A 17,210-nucleotide genomic window follows, 5' to 3' on the forward strand; every position below is an offset into this window, starting at 1 on the left:
ATAGTAAAAATGTACCCCATCAAAGACCAAGATCTATCTAAAACACAGCGCCTAATTAGCAATATTGTTCATCACGCAGTTGAACAGGCCAATTTTACAATCCGTTTGCTCAATCAAAGAAGCACTGTGCATATGCTAATGCAGTGCGAAGACACGCTAACTGATTTACTCCCAATCATTGAAATGATCAGCGAAGAGCATGCCGAATTTTCCCCCATTTATGACCAAATGAAAACAGCGCTAAATACTGCCCAAATGGGTGGTGAGCCTTTACCAATTGAACAAGTAGAGGAAGCGTATGGGGCAGGGCAGTAACGCTGCAATAGTTGCAATTAGGCCAAAGACGTATCAGTAATTTATAAAGCACTAGCCGGCTAATAAAAATCTCCATGTATTGGGGCGAAAGCCCCTTTTTTAAGGAAAAAATGCCAGTGAGCATATGGCCAATAAAAACATTTGAGGTTTGCAAAGCTGTAGTAACCATCACAAAGCAAGTACAGGACAATGCGCATAGAGCGACATTGTTAAAAGGCTTGCAGCGATTTACCGTTTATATCCAGTACAAATTAGCCAAACAATACATCTCTAAAATAACACCTGAGCCAGACGCTTGGTATCAAGACGAGCCTACAAACCCAAGCGAACCTGCTAACGCTTGGTTTTGTAACGTGCTTGCAACTACACCTCATAGAATAGATTTAACCAGTTTAGGCTTGAGCAAACAGGCTGTTGCGGCCTTAAATAAAGTACACAACAACCGCCATCATAATTATATTGCTGCCGACATAGTAGCCAGTAAGCGTGCCAGAAGTATTCAGGCTAGCTTTGTGAGGCAAACTGAGGAAACGCTAAAAGCAGCAGAGGTAGCAAAAGCAAAGCGTGTTGAGCTGTTTGAGCGTGACCGTTCACAAACAGAATTAGACGCAGAGAAAGTCATTGCAAAACAATCTGGCGGTTTGGTAACTAGCAGTGCAATGGCCCTAGTTAATGCCTTGGGCGACCAAGCTGAGATTGACTTTGTATATGACTGTTTAAGCAAAGTACCAAAGCCACTACAGCTACGTTTTGCCAAGCGCTTTATAGTTAAGTATGACTCATCACTTGAAAGCCTAGCAAGCGCTGGTAAGGATGAGCTACTAGAGATCAGTAAGCGGTTATATGAGTTTGGTAAGCACCCGCAACGGGGCGTGCCAGAAGATTTTAAAAACCACTTAAAATGCCAATACCAAGCCAACGCTTGGCTTAGACGTGCTGTAAACACCCTTAAGCCCCGCCTAAAAACACTTAAAAAGATAACAGACAGCATGCCGCTGCCTTGGCACATTTTAGCCAATGCAGAAAAAACCAAGAAGCACGCCAGCGAACTCGCGGCCAAAGTGACTGAAGTATTAACTGACTTAGCTGCCGAGCAATCAAGCTGGGGTATGGTTGATTTTTATAACGCCATTGCTGACTTTACTGAGCAGTATGGCGTTACGTTACCTTTTGAGGAAAAAGGTGAGTATTTAACCGAGCCAGACGCCGAAATTGCACTATTAAAAGCCCAGTGCCACAAGTGGTGGGCGCGCAAATTAAAAACCATCAGGCGCCGCTATCTAGAGCATTTAGAGATCGCTACCGGAGAGGTGGGCCGGGACCTATTTACCACACATAACAAAAAGACAGGCTCGGTCACCAAAAGAAAGGGGATTAATGCTTATTGCTCTAAACAAGCGCTTAAAGAGTACCAAGCAGACCGTGAAAGGGGTAGGCGATACCTAGAAAGCTTAGAGCTAGTAAATGAGCATAACGACGTAATTTCGTTGATGAAAGCCGTTGAAGCGGGTGTGGCTAACCCAGAAAACATGCGTAATGAATTAATGCTACGGATCCGCGAGACTGAAGAGCTTGCGGACGAAATGGGCTATGTAGGCGGGTTTTTTAACATTACAACCCCGAGCCGGTTCCATGCGAACTCTCCTAAATGGGACGGCTCAACACCGAAAGAAGCAAGCAATTACCTCAATAAACTGTACTCACAAGCACGGGCTAAGCTGGACCGCGAAGAAATCCCATATTTTGGTATTCGCGTTGCTGAGCCACATGCCGACGGCTGTACTCATTGGCATATGCTGCTGTGGATGCCAGAGCGTTATTACCATCAAGTTAATCACATCCTGCGTAGGTACTTTACCAAAGACGATAGAAAGGTCTTTTTTGAACGGTTCAAAAAGCGTAAATCTCTGCGTGCCAGGTATGTGCGCGCTCGTAGAATATGGGGCCTTAATAAAAAGCGCAAAGTGTATACCCGAGAACCCAAAAAGGATTACACCCCAAGCGGCCCTCGCTATACGGCCATTAGAATGGAGCCACCAAAGGTTGATAAAGATGGTAACAAAACAGGTGGTGCCGCGGCATACATCGCTAAATATGTAAGTAAGAACATAGACGGGTTTGCGTTGGCCAACGAATACGACGCGGAAACTGGTGAAAAGCTCGTTAAGGCTGTTAACCCGGTAAAAGCATGGGCGAGTACGTGGGGCATTCGCCAATTTCAATTTCAAAAATCTCCCTCAATTACCATCTGGCGTGAGCTGCGCAGGGTGCGCGAAGAAGTTAAAGGCAATGAAGAGCTAGAGCAAGTGCGTAAAGCCGCTGATGAAGGTGACTTTAAGACATTTGTGAACTTAATGGGTGGTTTTGGCATTGGCCGCGAGGCACGGTTTAAACCTGCCTATCAACATACGGAGTTTGGCAATGCGTATTCAGAGTGTACAAAGCGCCTTAAAGGCGTGGTTGATGAACAAAGTAGATGCACGCTAATAACTCGAGTTCACACCTGGGACAAACAACCAATTGGTACTGCCGCAGCTAACGACAACACCTATGATGCGAGTATGCACGATGCCAACAACGTCGGCGCAGCCGACCTATCTTGGACTAGTGGGAATAATTGTACGCCTTGCCCTACGGGGCATAGAGACGGATTATTGCTAGATATGATCGGATATTCAGAAAAAGAGATCGCAGAGTTTAAAAAGGATCTAGCGGACGGTAAAAAGGTGCATCACAATGGCCGAGTTTACGTAATTCGGGGAGGTCAATTGCTCGTTATGGATGAAAAAGACCAGATAAAAGCGATCAAACATGACTATGTGGTTCACGTAGCGCAAACGCTTGCCCAAAAACAAGCTGAAGAACGCAGGAACGAAGCTGTAAACAGCCTAGCGTATTGGGATGCCCTAGAAGATGATCAGCTTAAAGTGTTAGAAGAAGATGGAACCGTTATGGCTCATGGGCGGGTGTTCTATAAAGAGGGTGATAAGTTGCGTTCGTTTAAACAGCTCGACTTTAGCGATATGGACCGAGCAATTTCAGCTACACCAGAAAAGGATCATTGGCGTGAGGCGAGAGAAATTGTTGATTTGGCATTCAGCTTGGCAGAAGCCGAACAGCGGCGTTTGCCGTCGAACTGCAGATATAAGAAGAAGTTGCAGTTAGTTGGAGATATGGAGCTAGCCAGGTTGATCGTTAGTGGACTAGCTACTGATATCAATGCGAATGATTGGTGGGATATTGGGTTCAGTATGGCATAGCTGACAGTTCGTATTGGCTTGCACGCGTAATGGATGACGTAATTTAACTATTTCTTTTAGGGTTGTGTGAAATGTAATCCTGAAGCTGCTCTACATCTAACAACTCAAAGTAGTCTTCAAGCGTGATTCTCACTTCTATAAGCGTATCACCCAGTCCAGGAATTGCCACAACCATGCTAGCGTTGGTTATTCCATTGTAACAAAGAGAACCTTGTTCATCCTCAATCTCATCGTAAGAACCTTGAATGCTGAACCATTCTTGCGGGATTGCAGAGGTATAGCTTCCAGATTCGATTATCACGTTAGGCCCAGCATAAATACTGTCATTTAGCGTCACCACGCCCCCGCTTGGCATATTGATCTCATAAACAATCCTACCTTTAGCGTGGTCATTACCAGATTCAATTATTCTCATGTAAGTTCCTTCAGTTGTTTTACTGTATGATAAACCTTCACATAACCCGAATGCAAAATTTGTATTGGTTTCCTCTGGTATGCAACGAAACCACCCCAAAATCCCATCGAATAAAAAAAGTGCAGAAAGTTGATTTGTTTGTATTGACAAACAAATCAACTAAGCCTATTATCTAATCATCAACTGACGGACAGTTGACCGACTAGGCGGAACCTAGACTAAAAAGGAAACTTACCATGACTACTATCAATTCTACTCTAACAGCACGTCAAATCGCAGAACAAACTGTTTCAATCCTTGAGCGCTTTTATGTCGGAAACACTTCAGGTCGAAACGATATCAGTGTTGGCCTTACTCTGGACGGTGACGTTGATTATACCCACAACTGTTTCAATGAAGACGATATTGCCGTTGAGCTATTCAACACGCAAAACGGTTTTGATTCACTAGGTGATTACGAATCAGAATATGACGAAAGCAAAGAAGAGTTTTGGACTGACGAAGTGAAAGATGCGATGGCTGAATGTTTTGTTGAATGGAATCTAGAGCAAATCAAATTCAACGAAGACTACACCGTTAACCTAGCTGAATAACCCAACTAACGAGGCGGCTGAGGTCGCCTTTTTAAGGTGTCTTATGAATCAAACTAAATTTAATGCTTTTATCAAAGCCGCTGAGTCTATCAATAGTGACTATGCCTCTGGCTATCGTAGAGGGTTAAACCGCTTTAAACATGGTGATAACTTTGGCACGGAGCAAGAGCATGAAACATGGCAAGCGCTTGGGTTAAATGGCGATCCTCGTACTGAGCTTGGTGAAGGTTATCGCGATGGTGTTGCTGGTAAAGCTCCGCGAGGATTTCATGCGAACTTGGGTAACGTGAACGCCAAAGGAGAGCTGGACTTAGATACGAAAATACAAATGCGCGCTAATAGCCAAGTCAAAGCCACTTTGGTGAAGAAAGCCCAAAAAGAGGGTATGAAACTTGGGCCTTGGATGATAAAAACATGCCTAGAAGCACTGGATAAGTAACATGGCCAAGCAGTATGACTTTCAGGACAAGGTCGAACTCAAACGCATCTACAAACTTGCCTTTACGCTCAACGAACAGCTAACCGGGGTAGCGCTCGCTCAGCTTCACGATGTCAGCAAAAAGACCGTTGAAAGTTGGCTGTATGAGAAAAGAAACAGCCCGAATATGGGTCATTTGGTACAGCTGCATCATGCTCTTAAAAAACTGAAAGCAGTGGTCCCTGTGGCCTTGAACAACATCTGTCGAGCTTGGCTAAATAGGTATGTAATTCTACAAAAAATTGAAACAGGGAAAGATGAGTACGAAATCCAAAATGAAGATGGGGTCATGTTTCAGTATGGAAGCTACCTGTACAATGGGGAGATTGTAACACGAGCCCAAATAAAGGATATGTTTTCCCTGACAGACAATCAGCTAATGGGTAAATTTAGCAATCACAATGTCTCTACAGGCGACGACATCAGTGATATTGACTTTCTTGGCGGGTTAGGCAGAACGCTTGCTTATACTTACATTCTAGATGGCAAAGAAGTTGGCCGCGCTGAGCTGGCTGAGCGTTATGGAATATCCCCCCCTACTCTAGTTAAGCGTATGGAGGAGCTTGGCATCAAAGAAGGAGAGGACGTTACAGGACACGACCTTACGCTGAAAAAGCGTGGTCGAAAAAAGGAAGTGATGATTAGCCAAAAAGAATACCACCGACTTTACAGAAAGATAAAAGATCTTACTTCGCCTGATATCCAAATTAATGTACAGGATATTGCCAATAAGGCCGCAGATTTAGGATATCAGGAGGGGGAGTTTAACATTGAGATTAGAGATGGTGATATTGTTACTTTGGATAATGTCTTCTTTTCTAAAAAGAAAGCTTATATGTTGGATGGGGAGCCCATTACGATGAATGTGTTGGCGCTGAAGGCAGAGGTAAGTTTGGGTATACTTAGGCGCTATGTAAAAGAGCATAATCTAAAGCTTGGAGATAATGTGAGTTTGCAGGCAATAAAAAGATTCTCTGAGACTCAAAAACACCAATTAAAATACATTTATCATGGTAGGTTGTTATCAAAATCTGAAATTGCAACAGCAGCAGAGCGGGATTCCGGTACTATTTCAAAGTGCTTACAAGGTGTAGGGCCGAGAGAGGATGTCAGCTCGCTGATTGATAGTCTGGAGCGTAGAAGCCGTAATGCCCAGTATGTTTTTGAAGGGCAACCCCTAACGCGTCCTGAATTAGCAAAGCGCTTGAGGGTAGATTACCAATGGGTGGCCAAAAGGATCCGCGACTCCCAAGTCCAGCCCGGAGAGGACGTCAGCGCATTGCTAAACAAAGAGAAGAAGATACAACCGAGTAACTAAAAAGCTGCTGAACAAAGGGGCGCAACCCGATGATAATGTTACCGACCTATTTTAAAATTTCAGCGCCAGAACCACGTCTTGACGTGGTTTTTCTCATTCCCACATTTCCAATATCTCCTCTAGCTTCTTTTCTTAATTGCCTTGTTATTGCACTTCGATAGTGCAATCTATATTGCATATATTAAATATTTGGTTATGCAATTACAAAATGTTGAGACAGATATTTGTTGATAGCGACATCGATTCGCTTTTAAATTCAGCTTGTACTGGCAAGTACGCTACTAAAGACAGGTATTTAATAAGCTAGCTCGCTTACGTTCCCTTGTCGCTCACTGAGCACAATTTACTGCGCTTGCACCAGTTAATGAATGACAAAGGTGAGGTTTATCGGAAATGGGTTCTACCCGCAGCTTATAGCAGAAATAAAAAAGACAGGATCATTGAAGTGCCAGAAGTGTTTTGTAAAGCACTTGAAAAGTACCTTAATTGGTACGAAAAGCAAGAGTTACCAGCAAAGTACAGGCATAGTTTAAATACTTATAGAGGGTTTAGTGAATACGCCCCAGCCTTGTTAAATGATCGACTTAATGAGTTTGCAATGAGCGAACGAACTGTTAAAAGCGGCATAAATAAACAGCCGACAAACTTGCGAACCAAAGTTAATACGCTGCTTAAAAAGGCTGGTTTAGATTGGGCTACAGCTAAAACCTTTGAAGATTCGCTAATTATCCACTTAGCAAAAAATGTTGACCATGGTGTAGTTGCTGATTTGTTTGGTTTTAGTTCGCGGCAGGTGGTAGCCGACAAGTACAACGGTAATTTATTGCAGCTATCAGACGCTATAAACAACGTGTACTCAAGAATTAAAGTGACGGGGCACTAACGGGCCTAATCTTCTAGCCCACAGTCTTTGTCAGCCAAGGCTTTCAGCCACGCACTCAATTTCAGCCCCTGCGCTTTTGCTTGGGCTTCATAAATCAATTTTCGTTCGGGCTCTACTCTAAACTCACATCGAGCGCTGGCCGTTACGTTTTTTCTGGGTCTGCCAACCGGCATTTTCTTATCATTCATCACCGCGAATTTTAGTCCGTACAAAAATTTAAAGCAATCTCTATTTTTTGTACGTACAAATATTGACTTTACATTGTTTTTAATTAATTATTGTACGTACAAAAAATGACGGAGTGAATTAACTATGAAGACAGGCGCACAACTCATTGCGGACGAAAGAGAACGACAAGTTGAAAATGAAGGCTACTCAAGCGAGCGAGACGATAGCTATAAAAAAGGCGAGTTAACAATGGCTGGAATCGTATACGCAACAGCCGCAACTAGCTCAACAGGTATTAGGGCTCAGTTTAGAATTATGGCAGAGAACAACGAACCTATTCCGCATTTTCCATGGGAGTCAAAACACCTGAAGTTAGGTGATGACTGTTACAGATCAAGAATAAAGGAGCTTACAAAAGCGGGCGCGTTAATAGCTGCTGAAATTGATAAATTACAACGTCAATCTAATTAACCATTGGAAAACAAGACTCATGGCAAAAAATTCATTTGAAGTAGCTGGTAACGCCATTTTTAAAAATGGTCAAAAGTTAACAACTAAGCAAGTAGGTGAAGAATTACGCAAGCTTCAAGCTCTAGCGGATGACCTAGACACAGCAGTTTGTGAAGAAATAGAAAACCGTGATCGATGGGAAGAAAGAGCCAGCAAGTTAGCCTATGCGGTTGGAGAGTATTTTGGTGAATCAGTGGGTGAGCATTCGAGCGCGAATTGCCCGATAGAAAACGCTCACGAACTGTTAAACCAAATCTAATTTTGACGTTGGAATAAGTGAAATGGGTATCAAACGCGCACTTGTGCGTTGGCTAGCGCCTAATTTTGACCGCAAACCTGAGATTGCTGTAGGAATGAGCAGTGCCGGTGCTTTGAAAGTGAATGTTTCATCATTCAGGCAAAGCAAGGTTGTAAAGCGCCAAATTTCCGCTTTGCGAAACCAAAAACTTTAATTGGAATACGGGATTAAGCCTTGTTAAACATTACCAAGCTTCGCAATCAACTAAATTACAACCCTGAAACGGGCGTTTTTCAATGGCGTGAAAGCGGTTCAGGAAGGCGTAAAAATCTGGTGGCTGGCTGTGTTAAGTCACAACGAAACGAGCGCAATGTTTGGCGTAGGATTGTTTTTGATGGTCAAGAATACACATCAGGTCAGTTGGCATGGGTTTTAATGACGGGTGAGTTTCCTGATTTTATTATCGACCACATTGATCAAGATCCCCTAAATGATAAATGGTCTAATTTGAGGCGTGGTGATGCTTGTATTGACCAGCGAAATAACAAGAAAAGCATTCGAAATAAAACGGGTGTTGTTGGTGTTAAATTTCACAAAACATCATCGAAGTATCACGCTTTCATAGGTGCTGGCGGTAAGCAAAAATATCTAGGCAGTTCAGCCGATTTCTTTGAAGCGGTTTGCATGAGAAAGAAAGCTGAAATTGAGTATAACTACAGTCCCAAACATGGGCTTTAAGGTATTGGAATACGGGTGAGGGCAAATAAATGATTGAAAGAAAGGCGTCTTACTTCGGTAGTCAGAGCCATCAAAATACAATTTTCTGTGGTCGATCGGCATTTGAGTTGTTGAGAGAGCACTACTCTATTCTTTATGGTTCTCGATTCAAGGTTCAATTAGGCAGTGAAGATGTGTGGTTCGTCTTGTCACCGGAACTAGGTGAAAGGGCACTCGTCACGGTTGAACCGCGATTAGTCAATATACTCAAAGATCTTGATTCGAAATTTAAAAGTATGGAGAAGGAGGCTGTTCATGAAAAAGATTGATTGGAACGAGATATCAGAACTTGGTTTGTTAGTTGAGATTAATGAAAAAATAATGCATCCGCTTGGACTAGCGATTGTTCGCTGCAATGAGACTGGCACTAGTGAAGGCGCATTCGTATCTACGAATGGGCCATTTACATATAATCATGACCGAATAGAATTACCAAAGTTTGATGAATCCACGGTTAAAGAGTATCTGCAAAATCTTAACAATATTAAGTGATGGGCAATGGATTAACAGCAACACTCCTGCCAGCAGAAAGGCAAAGCGTTATGGCTGCATTATTAGCAGTAGAATAGCAATTAAAGCCCAAGCAATTCTAACTGCTGATCTCTTGGAAGATTCTTAATAAGCCCTGCTGCAATTTGCGCTGTGCTTTTGCACGGGGGATTGATGAAATGATCAAATGATTGTGTCACTCGAAATGTGGCACCACACTCACGAGTATTACTGCAAGAACAATACAGCGTAACAACGTGTGCGCTTTGTTTATCACGAGACGTGACGATAGCTTTAGCCTCACAGTTAGGACACGTTACTCTAGCCATCAAAACCCCACTTCAAAACAATTAAGACACTGTGATTCTATACAGTATTCACTGCCTCTGCAAATATCACCCAGAAATGAGAGCGAGAAAGCAAAAGGGCGAAAAATTCACTCCTCCTCGCCTTCCGCTTTCGTGCAAAAAACGCGTCAGATTGACAAGGCTTGTGACACAAATCATTTTGCTAGCCTAAGTAGATAAAGGATCTAGAAGAAGTTGTGAAAGGATCTGAGTGTCAAAAGTGTGACATACAGTGACAGCAAAGTGACAACAATATCGCAAAAATCATTGTAAAAATTGAAAATCAAAATATACTAAAATTATTATGGCTTAACTCATAACTATTTTATGAAATATCTTTTTAAAGGCATGCAAAGCCAAGAGCGCTTTGAATTGCTTTTGTCTCTCACTCGAATTCAAAGTGAAAACGTTATTAGTGCGCTTTTTGACTATTTGGTAAAAGGGATGGATAAGAAAGCCGCAGCAATGATTAACGGTGTAGAATTGCCTAATCTTTCTGTGGCCTTAAATAAGCTAGAAGAAAAAGCCTTAATAATTGAGCTTATTAAAGAGATTGACTTGAGATAGCAAGAATCTCATAGCAGCTCAGACGTTAACTGAACAGGAAATAAGATGTCTAAAGTTATAAAAGAAAAGTGTTTGTTGTGCAGTGAGCCGTCGACATATGTTGAAACTGACCATGGAAACCGACGCCATTATATTTGTTCTGGTGTAGAGTGTGGTGAATATGAAATCTCACTGAGTGCGATAAAACGTGTAAGTCAAAATGAATTTTCCAAATTGGATTTAGCGCCTCTAGCTAAAGAGGCAAAAAGCAAAGGGTTATTGCTAGAAATTATAGTAGGAAGCAATAATGAAATTGAGCTTAAGGCAATAGAAAAAGCTTAAGCTCTTAGGTCTAAATAGATTAGTACTTACGCTTTTCGTTTGGTCCAAAAAGCCCTAAATAATCGCATAAGTCCAAGCGTTGAAACGGCAATCCCAACAATGACAAACTCAAAGTACCAAGGTGCACCGGTGTAACCCATGGCCTTCCAACCAGCAGCCATGAAAGGTTGCATTTTTGGTATAAAGTGGCAGATAAACAAAGTCAAAAAAAATAGAATAATCACTTCATCCATAAACGTTTTGTCGCGGTTCTTGAGCACAAGTAGGTCATAGTCGGAATCATTTTGTTCCGCTTGCTCGCAGCGTCGGGCTTTAGCATTAAATTGTGCAATCTTAAAATTAGCTTCAGCGCTTGCCACGGCAGCTGCTGTTTCAGCTGCTATTCGTTTACGCTCACGGTAGCCGCCTGTTAAGTCCGCCACAGGGTTGGTAAAGAACGATAGTACTTTTGATAGCAAACCCATTACTTTCTCCTTAATTGGTTTATGACTTTCAGCGGATCCTTGCTAAATCGCTGACCTAAATTATTTAATCCATTGAATAGGTGGGGAGCTAAATATGCTCCTACACCAATAAAGCCTGGTCGAGCGCTTTCGGCCACTTGCCAGAAATCGCAAAAGCTCGATACCAAATAAGCCGCAAGTAATGCCATTAGCGCATTAAAAAAATAACGTGCAAAGGTAAAAGCATGCGGGCTCAAATAAAGTTGTATTGCGGCAGCGACCATGCTGATCACCACAAACTGTAAAATGTGTTTTAGATATTCCATATCTATCATGCGGCCTTGTCCTTGTTAGGGTATAAATCGGAGTACTCCGGAATGTCAAAAGCAATGTGCAAATGGGCTGGTAAGTAGCGATTAATGCCTGCCATCGTTTGTTGAAGAGGCACTACTTCATTGTTGTAATACGCTCGAGTGATTTTATCCAAATCACCAAAGCCTGGGCTATCGCCGGAGCTTTGGCCGCTCAATGCTTCTTGCGCACGATGCATACTCAGCATGTCATTAAGTGTGATTTTTTTAATTCGCTCAAACTCATCCTTTGTAGAGATATCGCCTACAGGCGTGATCTTAATAGACTTCTCAGCGTCCGCTTTATTACTCCTAAAGTTGAAGAACAAGCTTCTAAAGTTACCCACGCCCTTACTGTCTTTAATTGCATCTTTGAGCTTGGCTTCATCATCAGTACTTAAATTAGGATCGGCCATACTAAATATAAAACCCATGTGTGCGCCGTTCTTGTAGTATCTGCGCCTGAATAATGTGGCATCCTCATTGAGTAGGGCGCTTTGAATTCCACCGTAATACTCAGGTATGCCGTAAATTCCTTGAGCTGGGTCGTATTCCTTTACATGTAATATTTCACCCGCTTTAAAGCGAATGGGTTCTAAGTGGTTATTACTGAGCTGCGCATATACCCCGCGCTCAGTTGTGTATCGCATAGTTAGTGCAGGCAGGTGGCGCAACCGGATTATTTGACCGAATGGGTTTTTAATGATCTGCAGGTACGCGTTACCAGACCATAAATAATCATAAGCGAATTTTTTGAATGCGTCATTGCTAAGCACTGAATTGGGTTTAAACCACTTTAAAATCATGTTGCGCTTAAAGCCTAAAATAGGCCCATGCTGGGCATTAACTCGCAACAGCTTTACCAGTCCATATAAACTAACGGGTGGTGCGTAAATGCCGTTACTGTCTGCAAATACTCCGGTGTAATCGGTCAACCGGTTATCTAAACATGGTTCGGGATCGCCAAAACTAAATACATCGCTCATTGCTGTATAGTTTGGCGTCTCGCCACTTTTTACATTTATCCTTGGCTTATCCATTAAGCTGCTATCCCTACAGATGTTTGACGGCCCATTGTGTTACCGTCTAAAGGTTCAAATTTCATGGCGTGCATAATTGCCCATGCAATATCGGCATGGCCTGTGGTCGCTGTGCGGTTGGTGGCATACGTGATCTGGTCGCCAGAAACTTTACGGCGAATATTAATAAATGAGCTGGCAATGTTTACCGCGTCTTCGTCAAATTCAAAGCGGCGGTTTTTAATCACGTTGATGGCTTTAATAACCAGCTGATTCTTGATTATTGGGTTGTAGTGAATTGGTTCAGCATTCGGGAAGAATTTGGTGATCATTTCCCACACGCCATAACCAATACCAGTGGTATCAACACCGATATGTAGAACGTTGTATTTTTCTGTAAGTAGCTTTATCTCAGCGGCCATGGCTTCAAAGTCATTGCCGCTTAAATCGATTGCTTCAAGCAGGCGGAACTTTTCACCTGGTTTCATCGGGCAGCTTAATACTGCAACACTGGCTTTATCACCAAAGCGGGCAGGGTCAAAACCAATCAACACAGGTTTTAACGCAAAGGGGCGTTGCCACTCTAAATTAAAGTCAGTCCATTTTGTTGAATCAACTACACATGCCATGATTTGATTTAGGTTAAAGGCGCTGTGTGCATCATCAATAAACTTACACATAAACAAGTTGTCGAACTCGTCTTGTGAGTATTCGTTTTCAAGTACCTCAATATCAATGCGGTCAAAGCCAGAATTAACCACATCATGCACGTTAAGCATCTGGCGCCAAATACCGTCTTCACATAAGCGGCCTTCTTTTAACGCTTTATGGCTGCAATCAATGGCAAATTCAGGGTCGTTACAGGCTTTGGTTTTACGAAACCATTTACCATTCCAATGATCATACGCTTCATGGCTGGTAACACTGGGTGTGCTGAAGTAAGTAATGCGTAAATGTTTATGTGTTGCCATTGCCTGGGCAAGGCTACGAAGAGTTTTGTATTTGGGGATCCAAAACACTTCATCTATATATAGGTCGCCACTCTCCGATTGCGCTGTTCTTGCATTGGTTGATTTGAAAATAAGCTTAACTGTTTTGCCACCTTTGAGCGTTAGCACCATAGGTGAGCCAGTGAGCTCAATATTAAAGTGCTCACGAACCAGAGCGATGATATTGGCTTTGAATACTTCGGCTTGGTCACGACTTGCTGAGATGAAAATTTTATTGCGGCCATTTACAACGGCATCATAAAACGCTTCGAATGCAAAATAGAATGTGGCCCCAATTTGGCGCGGTTTTAAAATAAAGCGGCTTCGGTGGTCTTGGTTCTCAAACCAATGGAGTTGGTGCGGATAAAGTAACTTTTCTTTTAGTTCGTCGAGCATTTCAACCGTGATGGCTGAGCAGTCGTTCTTCTTTTTCTTCTTCTTTTTGCTACCGCCTGCGGAGCTATTACCTTCTGGTTGCCCGTCGTTGGCTGCTCGTTGTTTAGGTGCCGGCGCAAGTTTACTTTTGTTTAGTGCACAGAGCTGGCGAGTACAAAACTCTAGCTCTTTATAATCAGCGTCGGTTTTTTCAGGTTTGTCGGTTAGGATATTAATACGGCGGCTAAATGCCATTTCTGCATTGTAGCTCGGGCACATATCTGCCCATTTACCATCATCAGCCCAGCGGCGAATACTGCGCGCACTCGGCATGTTTGGCAAATCTGCTATTTCATCAAACGTGTAGCCTTGTACCACATATAAGTCTTGCGCTTGTTTGCGTACCTCTGGCCCGTACTTTGGTTGCATCCTGCACCATCATTCATCCTCTAATTCGTACAGTTTAAGGGCTAAAAGTAGCTAAATCGTCCAATTAAAATCCTAGCTATTCCTAAAAGCTAAATATAGGAATTTCAAAAAGTTAAACCATTAGAATTAATCATTTATTGTGTGCAAACTTGGCCTAACTTAATAACGCAACGCATTAAACAGGTTAATCAATGCCAGGTCAATTACGCACAATACCGCTTGCTATTGCAGCTGCTGGTTTAACAGTAGACGGGCGAGAAATCGAAGAGCAAGACATTAACGATATTGTTGAGACGTACAATCCTAAAAAGTATGGCGCCCGCATTAATATTGACCATTATGCAGATTGGTCTGGCTGGAAAGCCGAAGCACTATCATCGGTTAAGCTCACGGGCGGTATGCTAGGCGATGTGATTGAGGTGAGCACCGACACTAACGAAGATGGCGTGCAAGTTTTAAAAGCGGTTCTAGCGCCAAATGCTAGCTTTGTGCAACTAAACCAAGCCGATCAGCACGTCTACTTTTCTATTGAAATTGACCGCAATTTTATGGGCACCGGAAAAACCTACCTTACAGGTTTAGCCGTCACTGATTACCCAGCAAGCACCTACACATCAAGAGCCAAATTTAATAAGGGCGCAGATAACACGGACGTTTCTTTTTTACGCGCAGACCTTGGCCTACATAGCCAAAGTTCAAAGCCAGCTAAAAAACCATTTTTTAGAAACCTATTCAGCAAGGATGATGAACCCATGCCATTAACGAAAGAAGATAAAGCCGAAATTGGTAACGCAGTTGCCGAGGCGCTTACCCCTGTATTTACTCAGCTTACGTCGAGTATCAAAGAGTTTGGTAAAAATAATGAGCAGGAAGCTCAGGGCCAACAGGATGAAGGCCAAGGCAATGATGCCACAAACCTAGAGCTGACGGAGCAGCTCACCCAGCTAAACAAAAAGCTCGATGAGCAAGAAGAGAAGTTTAATGCGCTTCAAAACAAGTTTACTGAACTCTCAAGTACGGAAGCCGCTGGCACTACCGAAGCCGATGAAGAACATACCGGCGACGACGGTAAATTCGCAAACTTACTGTAAGGACACAGAATATGCGCACAAGAACTACTCAACTATTTACTGCCATTTGCGTTGCACTTTCAAGCAACTACGGTGTTGCAAGTGTGTATGAAAACTTTGCGGTAGCGCCAACACTTGAACAAACACTGTATGACCAAGTTTATGAATCAGCTGAATTTTTAAATCGAATTAACCATGCAATGGTTGATGACATCGCAGGTGAGTCTATATTCATGAGCTCGGGTGCTGGGGTTACGGGTCGCGCTGGTGTAGAGACAGATGACACCAAAGAACGTAAAACCAAAGACGTATCAGCACTAAAAAAGCGAGAGTATCGTTGTCACCCAGAAGAAGTCGATGTGCATTTGCCTTGGGTGACAATGGATGCCTGGTCTAAGTTCCCGGACTTTCATGAGCGTTATCGTAAGCATGTTCGCCAGCAAAAAGCACTCGATATCATCAAAATTGGTTGGTATGGCACCCATGTTGCCGAAAGTACAAATCTGACCGAATATCCCATGATGCAAGACGTCAACATTGGTTGGTTGGAATTGGTTCGCCGCGATGCACCAGAAAGAGCATTTAAAGATGGTGGTACTGAAGATACACCAAGAGTCGATGAAATTCGAATTGGTGAAGGCGGTGATTACGAAAACCTCGATTGCGCAGTAAACGACTTAATTCAAGGGATCCCGTTGCACAAGCGAGTTGGTCTTGTAGCCATTATTGGTGATGACCTCATTTCGCAAGACAAAGCCAAGCATTACGCCAAAAACGCCCACACACCAAGCGAAAAAGAAAAAGTTGAAATGTCACAGGTGATCAACACTTACGGCGGCTTGCCGAGTTTTCAAGTGTCGTTCTTTCCACCGCGCGGCATTTTGGTCACGAGCTTTGACAATTTAACTCATTACATTCAGTCGGGCTCAATTCGCATGAGCATTGAAAGCAATGCTAAGAAAAAGCGAGTGGAAGATTACGAGTCGCGTAACGCCTGTTATTACGTGGAAGACCTAGAAAAAATCGCCTTCATCGAATCTGACTCGGTAAAAATTGATAAAGATGAAGAAGGTAACTGGTCTTAATACCCTTTGAGGTAGAGCTTCGCCGCTTGGCAGTTTGCAAGCGGCGTTTTTTAGAGAGTGTTTTTATATGAGCTTAGTCAAACGAGCGCTAGCCAAAGCAAAAGGCGAAGTGCCAACAAGCATTAAAAGTAGTGCGCCAGCAACAAACAAAGCGCAAAACCGCAAAAGTGAGCATACCGAGTACGCGTTTTTTAAAGCGGCCATTGACTCAGACTTGGCTCAGCTAAAAACATTCGGCGATATTAGCGACAAAGCTGACTATAAAGCCAAAGCAATCGAGAAGAACGATTACATAGGTTACTTAAACCAATACCGGTTAAGTGGTGACAATCATCCAAACCTAGTTTTAGCTTGGGTTTTTATTTGGCTGGTTGATCTTAAACGTTGGTCACAGGCCATTTATTTATTGCCATTACTGATCGAGCAAAAGCAACCGCTACCCAAACAGTTTAATACCAAGCATTGGCCGACCTTTTTAATCGATCAGCTTTACGACGATGCCAACTGGTACTTACAAAACAGCTGCACAGTGGAAGATTTGGCAAACATGGCGTTTACACTCCAGCGAGTTATTCATGCCACTCGCAATCAAGACTGGACTGGAAGCGAAATCGCGGGCGGTAAGCTCTATGCCATTGCTACCAAAATAGAGGCCACGTTGCATAACAATGGTAATGCAGTGCGGTTTGGCAAAATGGCGCAAAAGATTAACGAGAAAGCGGGTGTAAAAACACTCGTCGAAAAGCTAGAAAAAAACTTGAAATAGCTCCA

22 protein-coding genes are annotated in these 17,210 nt (G+C 42.9%); 15 read left to right on the forward strand and 7 right to left on the reverse strand.

Features of this window, described 5'->3' with window-relative positions:
- Positions 1-9: 9 nt before the first annotated feature.
- Complete coding sequence (locus L1271_RS09475) at positions 10-315, forward strand: hypothetical protein (protein ID WP_235367672.1); 306 nt, start codon at positions 10-12, stop codon at positions 313-315.
- A gap of 110 nt (positions 316-425) precedes the next feature.
- Entirely contained in the window at positions 426-3,575 is a 3,150-nt protein-coding gene (locus L1271_RS09480) for a replication endonuclease (protein WP_235367673.1), read from the forward strand.
- A 43-nt stretch (positions 3,576-3,618) separates the two neighbouring features.
- On the opposite strand, the gene L1271_RS09485 is transcribed toward L1271_RS09480, so the two are convergent.
- Positions 3,619-3,990 carry a hypothetical protein gene (locus L1271_RS09485; protein ID WP_235367674.1) on the reverse strand — a complete coding sequence of 124 codons (372 nt, stop codon included), beginning with the start codon at positions 3,988-3,990 and terminating at the stop codon, positions 3,619-3,621.
- Positions 3,991-4,226: 236 nt separating this feature from the next.
- Between L1271_RS09485 and L1271_RS09490 the strand changes: the two genes are divergently transcribed.
- The 4 genes from L1271_RS09490 to L1271_RS09505 all read left to right on the forward strand — a co-directional run bounded on the left by L1271_RS09490 (position 4,227) and on the right by L1271_RS09505 (position 7,262).
- Positions 4,227-4,583, forward strand: a complete 357-nt coding sequence (locus tag L1271_RS09490) for a hypothetical protein (protein WP_235367675.1) — start codon at positions 4,227-4,229, stop codon at positions 4,581-4,583.
- 43 nt (positions 4,584-4,626) lie between these two features.
- Positions 4,627-5,022, forward strand: coding sequence for a hypothetical protein (locus tag L1271_RS09495; protein WP_235367676.1), 396 nt, complete (start codon positions 4,627-4,629; stop codon positions 5,020-5,022).
- A gap of 1 nt (position 5,023) precedes the next feature.
- Complete coding sequence (locus L1271_RS09500; protein WP_235367677.1) at positions 5,024-6,379, forward strand: hypothetical protein; 1,356 nt, start codon at positions 5,024-5,026, stop codon at positions 6,377-6,379.
- A gap of 364 nt (positions 6,380-6,743) precedes the next feature.
- A complete protein-coding gene (locus tag L1271_RS09505) occupies positions 6,744-7,262 on the forward strand; it encodes a hypothetical protein (RefSeq protein ID WP_235367678.1) in 519 nt (172 codons plus the stop codon).
- 5 nt (positions 7,263-7,267) lie between these two features.
- Here the strand turns inward: L1271_RS09505 and L1271_RS09510 are convergent, their stop codons facing one another.
- Positions 7,268-7,450: a hypothetical protein gene (locus L1271_RS09510; protein ID WP_211866387.1), complete on the reverse strand. Its 183-nt coding sequence runs from the start codon at positions 7,448-7,450 to the stop codon at positions 7,268-7,270.
- A gap of 124 nt (positions 7,451-7,574) precedes the next feature.
- On the opposite strand from L1271_RS09510, the gene L1271_RS09515 reads away from it, so the two are divergent.
- The 4 genes from L1271_RS09515 (at position 7,575) to L1271_RS09530 (ending at position 9,447) form a co-directional block, all read left to right on the forward strand.
- Positions 7,575-7,901 (forward strand): hypothetical protein, encoded by a 327-nt coding sequence (locus tag L1271_RS09515; protein WP_211866385.1) that lies wholly within the window; start codon positions 7,575-7,577, stop codon positions 7,899-7,901.
- 19 nt (positions 7,902-7,920) lie between these two features.
- The gene (locus L1271_RS09520) at positions 7,921-8,199 is read left to right on the forward strand and encodes a hypothetical protein (protein WP_235367680.1); all 279 of its coding nucleotides are present in this window, start codon (positions 7,921-7,923) and stop codon (positions 8,197-8,199) included.
- Positions 8,200-8,412: 213 nt separating this feature from the next.
- Positions 8,413-8,916, forward strand: a complete 504-nt coding sequence (locus tag L1271_RS09525; protein WP_235367681.1) for an HNH endonuclease — start codon at positions 8,413-8,415, stop codon at positions 8,914-8,916.
- 294 nt (positions 8,917-9,210) lie between these two features.
- A complete protein-coding gene (locus L1271_RS09530; protein ID WP_235367683.1) occupies positions 9,211-9,447 on the forward strand; it encodes a DUF7415 domain-containing protein in 237 nt (78 codons plus the stop codon).
- Positions 9,448-9,527: 80 nt separating this feature from the next.
- Here the strand turns inward: L1271_RS09530 and L1271_RS09535 are convergent, their stop codons facing one another.
- A complete protein-coding gene (locus L1271_RS09535) occupies positions 9,528-9,773 on the reverse strand; it encodes an ogr/Delta-like zinc finger family protein (RefSeq protein WP_084204363.1) in 246 nt (81 codons plus the stop codon).
- Between the two features lie 345 nt (positions 9,774-10,118).
- Between L1271_RS09535 and L1271_RS09540 the strand changes: the two genes are divergently transcribed.
- Together L1271_RS09540 and L1271_RS09545 are read left to right on the forward strand one after the other, a co-directional pair.
- Positions 10,119-10,358, forward strand: a complete 240-nt coding sequence (locus L1271_RS09540; protein ID WP_235367684.1) for an adhesin biosynthesis transcription regulatory family protein — start codon at positions 10,119-10,121, stop codon at positions 10,356-10,358.
- A 45-nt stretch (positions 10,359-10,403) separates the two neighbouring features.
- Positions 10,404-10,679, forward strand: a complete 276-nt coding sequence (locus tag L1271_RS09545; protein WP_235367686.1) for a hypothetical protein — start codon at positions 10,404-10,406, stop codon at positions 10,677-10,679.
- Between the two features lie 26 nt (positions 10,680-10,705).
- On the opposite strand, the gene L1271_RS09550 is transcribed toward L1271_RS09545, so the two are convergent.
- Genes L1271_RS09550 through L1271_RS09565 form a run of 4 tightly spaced genes read right to left on the reverse strand, consistent with a single transcriptional unit; the run spans position 10,706 to position 14,284 of the window.
- The gene (locus L1271_RS09550) at positions 10,706-11,143 is read right to left on the reverse strand and encodes a hypothetical protein (RefSeq protein ID WP_235367687.1); all 438 of its coding nucleotides are present in this window, start codon (positions 11,141-11,143) and stop codon (positions 10,706-10,708) included.
- Positions 11,143-11,457 carry a hypothetical protein gene (locus L1271_RS09555; RefSeq protein WP_235367688.1) on the reverse strand — a complete coding sequence of 105 codons (315 nt, stop codon included), beginning with the start codon at positions 11,455-11,457 and terminating at the stop codon, positions 11,143-11,145. Before L1271_RS09555 ends, L1271_RS09550 begins: the two co-directional genes overlap by 1 nt.
- A complete protein-coding gene (locus tag L1271_RS09560; RefSeq protein ID WP_235367689.1) occupies positions 11,454-12,512 on the reverse strand; it encodes a phage portal protein in 1,059 nt (352 codons plus the stop codon). Before L1271_RS09560 ends, L1271_RS09555 begins: the two co-directional genes overlap by 4 nt.
- Positions 12,512-14,284 carry a terminase large subunit domain-containing protein gene (locus tag L1271_RS09565; protein ID WP_235367690.1) on the reverse strand — a complete coding sequence of 591 codons (1,773 nt, stop codon included), beginning with the start codon at positions 14,282-14,284 and terminating at the stop codon, positions 12,512-12,514. Before L1271_RS09565 ends, L1271_RS09560 begins: the two co-directional genes overlap by 1 nt.
- A gap of 191 nt (positions 14,285-14,475) precedes the next feature.
- On the opposite strand from L1271_RS09565, the gene L1271_RS09570 reads away from it, so the two are divergent.
- The 3 genes from L1271_RS09570 to gpM all read left to right on the forward strand — a co-directional run bounded on the left by L1271_RS09570 (position 14,476) and on the right by gpM (position 17,205).
- Positions 14,476-15,375 carry a GPO family capsid scaffolding protein gene (locus L1271_RS09570; RefSeq protein WP_235367691.1) on the forward strand — a complete coding sequence of 300 codons (900 nt, stop codon included), beginning with the start codon at positions 14,476-14,478 and terminating at the stop codon, positions 15,373-15,375.
- Between the two features lie 11 nt (positions 15,376-15,386).
- Positions 15,387-16,439 carry a phage major capsid protein, P2 family gene (locus tag L1271_RS09575; RefSeq protein ID WP_235367693.1) on the forward strand — a complete coding sequence of 351 codons (1,053 nt, stop codon included), beginning with the start codon at positions 15,387-15,389 and terminating at the stop codon, positions 16,437-16,439.
- A gap of 67 nt (positions 16,440-16,506) precedes the next feature.
- Positions 16,507-17,205, forward strand: coding sequence for a phage terminase small subunit (gpM, locus tag L1271_RS09580; protein WP_235367694.1), 699 nt, complete (start codon positions 16,507-16,509; stop codon positions 17,203-17,205).
- The last annotated feature ends 5 nt before the right edge of the window (positions 17,206-17,210 follow it).

The organism is Pseudoalteromonas sp. OF5H-5, from assembly GCF_021530695.1.
Taxonomy (GTDB): domain Bacteria; phylum Pseudomonadota; class Gammaproteobacteria; order Enterobacterales; family Alteromonadaceae; genus Pseudoalteromonas.

Coding starts and splice junctions, on each gene's coding strand:
- L1271_RS09475 (WP_235367672.1), top strand. CDS start 10: ATGTACCCCATCAAAGACCAAGATCTATCTAAAACACAGCGCCTAATT.
- L1271_RS09480 (WP_235367673.1), top strand. CDS start 426: ATGCCAGTGAGCATATGGCCAATAAAAACATTTGAGGTTTGCAAAGCT.
- L1271_RS09485 (WP_235367674.1), bottom strand. CDS start 3,990: ATGAGAATAATTGAATCTGGTAATGACCACGCTAAAGGTAGGATTGTT.
- L1271_RS09490 (WP_235367675.1), top strand. CDS start 4,227: ATGACTACTATCAATTCTACTCTAACAGCACGTCAAATCGCAGAACAA.
- L1271_RS09495 (WP_235367676.1), top strand. CDS start 4,627: ATGAATCAAACTAAATTTAATGCTTTTATCAAAGCCGCTGAGTCTATC.
- L1271_RS09500 (WP_235367677.1), top strand. CDS start 5,024: ATGGCCAAGCAGTATGACTTTCAGGACAAGGTCGAACTCAAACGCATC.
- L1271_RS09505 (WP_235367678.1), top strand. CDS start 6,744: ATGAATGACAAAGGTGAGGTTTATCGGAAATGGGTTCTACCCGCAGCT.
- L1271_RS09510 (WP_211866387.1), bottom strand. CDS start 7,450: ATGAATGATAAGAAAATGCCGGTTGGCAGACCCAGAAAAAACGTAACG.
- L1271_RS09515 (WP_211866385.1), top strand. CDS start 7,575: ATGAAGACAGGCGCACAACTCATTGCGGACGAAAGAGAACGACAAGTT.
- L1271_RS09520 (WP_235367680.1), top strand. CDS start 7,921: ATGGCAAAAAATTCATTTGAAGTAGCTGGTAACGCCATTTTTAAAAAT.
- L1271_RS09530 (WP_235367683.1), top strand. CDS start 9,211: ATGAAAAAGATTGATTGGAACGAGATATCAGAACTTGGTTTGTTAGTT.
- L1271_RS09535 (WP_084204363.1), bottom strand. CDS start 9,773: ATGGCTAGAGTAACGTGTCCTAACTGTGAGGCTAAAGCTATCGTCACG.
- L1271_RS09540 (WP_235367684.1), top strand. CDS start 10,119: ATGAAATATCTTTTTAAAGGCATGCAAAGCCAAGAGCGCTTTGAATTG.
- L1271_RS09545 (WP_235367686.1), top strand. CDS start 10,404: ATGTCTAAAGTTATAAAAGAAAAGTGTTTGTTGTGCAGTGAGCCGTCG.
- L1271_RS09550 (WP_235367687.1), bottom strand. CDS start 11,143: ATGGGTTTGCTATCAAAAGTACTATCGTTCTTTACCAACCCTGTGGCG.
- L1271_RS09555 (WP_235367688.1), bottom strand. CDS start 11,457: ATGATAGATATGGAATATCTAAAACACATTTTACAGTTTGTGGTGATC.
- L1271_RS09560 (WP_235367689.1), bottom strand. CDS start 12,512: ATGGATAAGCCAAGGATAAATGTAAAAAGTGGCGAGACGCCAAACTAT.
- L1271_RS09565 (WP_235367690.1), bottom strand. CDS start 14,284: ATGCAACCAAAGTACGGGCCAGAGGTACGCAAACAAGCGCAAGACTTA.
- L1271_RS09570 (WP_235367691.1), top strand. CDS start 14,476: ATGCCAGGTCAATTACGCACAATACCGCTTGCTATTGCAGCTGCTGGT.
- L1271_RS09575 (WP_235367693.1), top strand. CDS start 15,387: ATGCGCACAAGAACTACTCAACTATTTACTGCCATTTGCGTTGCACTT.
- gpM (WP_235367694.1), top strand. CDS start 16,507: ATGAGCTTAGTCAAACGAGCGCTAGCCAAAGCAAAAGGCGAAGTGCCA.